At 38.2% G+C, this 6,486-nt stretch carries 8 protein-coding genes; all 8 read right to left on the bottom strand.

Annotated elements, in window-relative coordinates:
* Positions 1-117: 117 nt before the first annotated feature.
* The gene (locus FTU91_RS15255) at positions 118-729 is read right to left on the bottom strand and encodes a DUF5660 family protein (RefSeq protein ID WP_180082777.1); all 612 of its coding nucleotides are present in this window, start codon (positions 727-729) and stop codon (positions 118-120) included.
* 288 nt (positions 730-1,017) lie between these two features.
* The gene (locus FTU91_RS15250) at positions 1,018-1,683 is read right to left on the bottom strand and encodes an RluA family pseudouridine synthase (RefSeq protein WP_180044593.1); all 666 of its coding nucleotides are present in this window, start codon (positions 1,681-1,683) and stop codon (positions 1,018-1,020) included.
* 87 nt (positions 1,684-1,770) lie between these two features.
* Positions 1,771-2,223 (bottom strand): GIY-YIG nuclease family protein, encoded by a 453-nt coding sequence (locus tag FTU91_RS15245; RefSeq protein ID WP_180044592.1) that lies wholly within the window; start codon positions 2,221-2,223, stop codon positions 1,771-1,773.
* Positions 2,224-2,711: 488 nt separating this feature from the next.
* Positions 2,712-3,425: an SIMPL domain-containing protein gene (locus tag FTU91_RS15240; RefSeq protein WP_180082776.1), complete on the bottom strand. Its 714-nt coding sequence runs from the start codon at positions 3,423-3,425 to the stop codon at positions 2,712-2,714.
* 117 nt (positions 3,426-3,542) lie between these two features.
* Positions 3,543-3,794, bottom strand: coding sequence for a DUF6868 family protein (locus tag FTU91_RS15235; protein WP_180044590.1), 252 nt, complete (start codon positions 3,792-3,794; stop codon positions 3,543-3,545).
* 537 nt (positions 3,795-4,331) lie between these two features.
* The gene (locus FTU91_RS15230; RefSeq protein ID WP_180044589.1) at positions 4,332-5,033 is read right to left on the bottom strand and encodes a DUF1003 domain-containing protein; all 702 of its coding nucleotides are present in this window, start codon (positions 5,031-5,033) and stop codon (positions 4,332-4,334) included.
* 280 nt (positions 5,034-5,313) lie between these two features.
* The gene (locus tag FTU91_RS15225; protein WP_180082775.1) at positions 5,314-5,532 is read right to left on the bottom strand and encodes a hypothetical protein; all 219 of its coding nucleotides are present in this window, start codon (positions 5,530-5,532) and stop codon (positions 5,314-5,316) included.
* A gap of 252 nt (positions 5,533-5,784) precedes the next feature.
* Positions 5,785-5,991, bottom strand: coding sequence for a hypothetical protein (locus tag FTU91_RS15220; protein WP_180044588.1), 207 nt, complete (start codon positions 5,989-5,991; stop codon positions 5,785-5,787).
* Positions 5,992-6,486: the final 495 nt, after the last annotated feature.

The following is a 6,486-nucleotide window of genomic DNA, read 5'->3' as shown; positions in this document are numbered from 1 at the left end:
GCTAAAAAATGGACCATGCCAATTCAAAATTGGCGTTTAGCGATGAATTGGTTTACGATTCAGTTCGATGATCGATTAAAAGATCATTTATAAAAAATGGAACTTACACAAAATAATTTACAGGCTCTCGACATACTCACATTGCCCCCCTGTGTTTGCTGCAATGGCATTTTTTATTTTACGGCGGACTTCTTTTAACTGCTGCGCGGCATGAATATCACCATAGCCATCAATCAATTGATCCAGAAAGGTTTGTACAGGATATACATCTTGAATACCATAACCCTGAATCTTGTTTTCCAGTGCTTTAGAAATTGCCTCCAAGCTTTCTTGTTCTAAGACCTGATTATAAAAAGCACCTAATCGTTCTCTGGCTTGGGCTTCCAGCTTAAGCTGGCTGTTTTTTTCCAGTTTTTCCAGATAATGTCGAGTATTTTCAATCTCTGCCTTCATTTTTTCCAGCAGAAACTCTGCTTCAGTTTTAGTGACTTCAACAAAGCTCTCGGCCTGGTTTTTTCGCTCCGCAATGTAATGTTCAATATCTACAATGTCCTGATACTGGCTCAGCTTTTCAACCCTGTTTTTTAAATTTCCGATCTCTATACGACAGGTATTTAATTGATGATGCAGCGCATCATTTTGCTGCTCATGCTCTGCCAGATTATTTCGCGTACGATCCAGATTCACCTGTAAAGATTCAAGCATGATCTGTTTTTTTCTTATTTGCATGATTGCCCGATAAAGCAATCCCAGCAAAATAAGGGTGGTCAGGATATATAGATAAACGATTATTATCTCAAAATTATTATTATTTCAAAGAAATGTTACGCATTATTATTCGTTTGTTTTTCCATTACCAGAAAAGGGATATCGTGTCTGAATGATCGCACTTTTTATTATTCTAAGATTTTCATCATCATAAATCAGTGAGCTAAGCAGACGATAGCCCGCATATCATATATGTAACTTATGATTAAAATTCTAGAATGTTAAACAGATAAAAATTTAAGACACTGATTAAAAAGGAACTTTAGCCTTAATTTCAACATCTGCCCCGCTTAAAGGCTGTTTAAAAGCCAGATAGCTGGCATGTAAGGCCATACGTTGTAATGGACTCTGATAGGGTTCTGGATGATAGAGCTTGTCGCCAGTAATGGGATGTCCGATATATTGCATATGTACCCGAAGTTGATGGGAACGTCCGGTAATCGGAGTCAGTAATACCCGGCTAATGTCTTCCGCTGCAGAATATTCCAAGGCCTGATACAGCGTTTTGGCGGGTTTTCCCAATTCAAAATGCACGATTTGACGCGGCCGGTTTTCCCAGTCGGTAATTAATGGCACTTCGACACTGCCTTCGGCTTCAAGCTTGCCTTGAATCAGCGCAATATAGTTTTTTTTGACCGTAAGTGCCTGAAACATTTTACTGACCGCCACTTCTGCTTCACGGTGTTTGGCAAACATCAAAATGCCGGAAGTTGCCATATCTAGACGGTGGGTAATTTTAGCGTTGGGATAGCGTTCCAATACGCGAAAATAGGCACTGTCATGATGTTCAGGTAAGCGTCCCGGAACAGACAACAGCCCTGCCGGCTTTTCAATCACCACCAGGTCTTCATCTTCATAGACAATAACAAGCGGTTCCTGAGGCGGCATATACACGAAGTTATCGTTGATGGGCATAGCATTACAGCACGTAGGAGAATGGGCGCAAAATAACAAGGTCAGATCCGACTGTCAACGTCTGTGAAATACAGAGTCGATCTGGAATTATTTATTGTTTGCACCCAATTTTCCAAACGCAGGTTTAAGCTGATGAGAAAGGTCATCTTCAATCAATTGCAGTACCTGATGATCTACTTCATATTGTCTGATCGTGATTTTAAACTGACCTTGAAACCATTGACTCAAATGTAGTGCATACGTGCTCTTTTGGCCTTGACCCAAATGTTGTTTCAACCGATTTTTAAGTCCTGTGGTAGATGAACCTACATACATCACTGTGCAAGGCGCATTTAATCTTGCACAGGCATGAGTTCCCTGCGCTTTAAAGATACGAAAGTGATTAAATGTTTCATTCATATCACCGTCTACTTGTTCAATGATATAAATCGCCTTAGATATCGGAGGTAAATCATCTACAGTTGAAAATATAAATTCCTGAACAGGTATAGCCGTTTTAGCAGCATGACAATGTTGAATAAGTGTATCGAGATAACGCATATAATTTATTATAGGTAAATGATTTATTAAATATTTTATCAATGAAGAAAAAGAAGAGGGAATTTTATCTTATATTTTTGCCGGAGAATTTTTGAGGGTGTTAGGGAAAACATCTGTGGTTTACTTCAACCATTATAACTTTGTAAGTTATAACCCTATGCCTATAAATTGATAATCTATAGCGTCCTAAGCCGAATCGAGACCTTGTGGGTAAGTACTGCACTCACGTTGTACGCAACTGGCAGCAATCTACTCTTTTCGATCCCTTATCACACCCTTGAAACATATATTAGCCAAACACGGCCGGGATTAATTCCCTCAGTTTTTTTAATTTTTCATCATTTTTGGGAATTTTTTTCCTTAAATGAATAATAAATAGAATTTTTTATCTTCCGGATTAAAATACAGGTTTTTTATTGCAGAAAAATTGAGATTACAGGAATTTATCTGCACATCAAACCGCATTTTTTCATCACTTTTTACCCCATTTAATCCGCCAGATAATAGTCTACCGTGGACACGACACGGACTTTCTTTAAATAGGGAGTATTACTGTCACGATCTTCAATGCTAAACAGTCCCTGATTGGCCGCCTTGATTTTACCTAAACGGCTTTTGGAATCTGCGGCAAATTTTTCTGCCACACTGCGGGCGTTCTGTGTCGCCTGCTCAATCATCGCTGGCTTGATATCATTTAACTTGGTAAATAAATATTCGGTTCGTTGACCTGAATCATCGCCACCAAAGGCAATGCCCTTTTTACCCAAAGCCACCAGACGGCTTTGTGCTGCCCGCACTGCATCTATTCGGTGGGTATAGACGGTAATGGTTTGATGGGCGGTATAACGTAGCGCGACATTGGCATCGCCGCCATATTGCTGGGCATATTTATCGGTCGTAACCGGAGCCGCAGTGGTAATTTCCTGATCGCTAAAACCTTCAGCCTTTAAAAATGCCTGAATTTGCTGGGTTTGTATTTCCATGGTGTCATAGAGCTGGGTCAGGTCCTGACTGGCCGAGCTAAAACGGATTGGCCATACTGCGACATCAGCTTTCACCTCACGCTCAGACAAGCCCTTGACCGAGACTATACGTTCATACTGTTTAATTTTGAGTGCGCTACTGCCCAAAATCCATCCCGCAATAATCATCCCCAGACAAATGAAAATACCTAAAACCAGTGCAGGTTTGAATTGATTCATGCTGCCAAATTCCTCTTTTGCTTGTTTTTGATTGTAGCGGTCCTGTTTTTATAAACTTCGAAACTGCTGTTTAAAGATGATCTATTTGCCTATAAGCCTTTTAAAGTTGAATCCGGGTTAGGAATTTCGTATCAGATATAAGGCCAGAAATGGCACCAGATTAAACAGTAAAATACCAATTTTATATATAGCCATGCCGCCATAATGGATGGCATCAAAAGTATGATCTGAAAGCTGGAACCATTTGCCATGCAGCTGTTTCATCCAGTTACGGGCAAAAATAAACAGCAAAAACCAGATCATTAATATGATGTAATTAATGAGTAATGAACAAAGTAGAAAACGACTCCAGAAATCATCATTTAGCATTTTTATAGCCTGACCAGATGCTCGCTGATATTTTCTAAATTAGCAGATTTTATCCACAAAAATGAACCACTGATTTGTATCAGGTTTTTTGACTTCAAATTTGATTTCTTCTATTTTTATGTGTTTGAGAATTTTTTAGGGGGTCAGGGAAAACATACTGTTTTACTTCAACTATTACCACTTTGTAAGTGATAACCTGATGCCTATAAATTGGTAATTTATAGCGTCCTAAGCCGAATCAAGACCTTGTGGGTAAGTACTACACTCACGTTGTACGCAACTGGCAGCAATCTACTCTTTTCGATCCCTTCACACCCTTGAGATATAGAATAGACAAAGATATGCGGGATTAATTTCCTAAGATTTTGCATTTTTTATTCTTTTTGGAATATTTTCCCACTTTATCTATATTTGTAAAAAAATTTCCCTAATTGATACAAAATTCTGCTTTTTATTACGCCAAACCAACATGAATCGGAATATTTTCTCCATCTCTATAAATCGCAACATTGAAGATTAGCATCAGGTTATAAATGGCTATTTCTTCTTGGTCATTTCCGACAGCAAATCCAGTTGAATTTCCTGAATTTTAGCCAGACGATCCCACTGATGCATTAAAAGATGATCGAGTTTTTCATGTAAATGCCGAATCTCCAGTTCAGCTTTTAAGTTGACCTGATAATCATTTTGCGAACGCAAACGGTCTTTGGCTTCCTGCCGGTTTTGGCTCATCATGATTACTGGTGCCTGAATGGCGGCCAAACAGGACAGCATTAAATTTAATAAAATGAAGGGATATGGATCTGCAGGATGTTTCACCATTACCACGGTATTGATCAAAATCCACAGCGCCAAGAAAATGGCAAAGCAGATCAAAAAGGTCCAGCTACCACCGAAACTTGCAATTTTATCAGCCAGTTTTTCTCCAAAAGTCCAATTCTGATCGAGCTTGTTCTCTACATTTTTGCTGATCAGCTCATGCTGTTGCATACTGTTCAACACTTCATATTCCAGATCAGTGACTTCACCTTGTTCAGATTTTAAAATGGACTGTACATACTGCATACGGTATTTGGTTAAATCGGCTTGGCAGATAAAGTCGCCAGGTGACCACTGTGGAAAGTCCTGTGAAATTTCCTCTGTAATGACTTTGCGAATTGTTCCGATCGGGATAAGATTTTTTTTAGGAAAGCTTTTTTTGCAGACCATGCATGTTTGACATTCTGTTCTTCCGTTCATACCCCATACCTTCTGTTTCATCTATACTTCAATATGCCATGATGTTGATCATTTCCAGACTTAAATAAACACTTGTTTCTGGTCATATTTTGCCAGGACAAGCTTGGTTTTAACTTTATCCCTTCCATATTTTCAGCCTAATTTTAAAGCAATAATCCAGCAATTTTAAAGATAAATATGCCAGATACTATAGACCTATAGCAGTGAGCCATTACGTTGTTTATTCATTTATAAACAAAAATTTAAACCAAAGCCAAGCTGTGAATTCCACTGCCCTTTATCACACATAGAGCTGTTTAACATTCTGATTGATATAGGTATTTAAGCCATCGTCATATTGCGCCAGCTGTTGCATATTTTCAATATGCTGATAGCCGGCACTGGCATAGCTATAGGTATAAATTTTTGATTTTTTCTTAAATTGAACACGAATAAACTGATTGCCAAGTTCATAGCTAGCCACACCAGAGTCGTGGTTCAGATCAAGATAATGTTGCAATTGGGCGCCCTAAATACCGTGAATATAAAGTTTAAGATGAGGGTGTATTGAGCATTTTTCAAACAATCCACAATAATCAGTCCATAGATGAATGGGAAGCGATTTCTATTCGCCAGTTATTCCTATCTATTTATATTTATTCAAAACCTGATCTAAGATTGAAACATTTTAGTGTTCCGCAGCTAAATCAATCATCAACCAGGTAAAAAAAACTCCGCCAGTTAGGCAGAGTTTTTCAGTTTCAGATTTAAATTATTCCGTACAGCACTTGCTACAGCCTTCTACTCTTTCTGTTGGCCAGTTCATTCTTGCGCGTTTATAGGCGAGTTCATAATTTGCAAAGTATCCAATCAAAATCTGGTCATCCGATTTTGGCAGGTCTTCGCAGCCCAGTGTCGCATTGTGTATATAGTGTATGCCTTTAGCTGCAGGTTGTTCATCTACAATAAATTTGATCATTGATAGTTCCCCGAATAATTTTTATAAAGTTGAACCACAATAAACCCATATAAAATTTATGGATTTAATTCAATAATATAATTATGCCTTTATTGGGTAAAAATCAAGCGATTTTACATGAAATATCCGTGACATTCTTTAAATAAATATTTCTTAAAAATTTTGTGTAAACATATATTTTATTTGCATTTTCAAAGCAGGTTTTCCTGTGATGTTTTTGTCCAAAGCGTACCCAACATATCAGCATAATAATCAATATCAGGACACAAACAAGGCTAAGACAGAATGGATAGCAGAGTCGCCCAAATTCATTCAGCTGTGGAAATCACGGAATTTGTAATTCCACCTATAATCACGCTTGATACACTGTAAGCATCCGGCTAACACAGCCTTACCAAGCGATCCTATAAGCCTTAATTTAGTTCCCACCTAAAAACAAGTGGGGACTTAATCCATGAACATGGATATATATTCAACAACACCTCCTGTTGCTAA

The organism is Acinetobacter sp. YH12201 (genome assembly GCF_013418145.1).
Lineage (GTDB): Bacteria > Pseudomonadota > Gammaproteobacteria > Pseudomonadales > Moraxellaceae > Acinetobacter.
The sequence above is the reverse complement of the archived record's forward strand: the minus strand, read 5'-3'. Positions and strand labels throughout refer to the sequence as shown.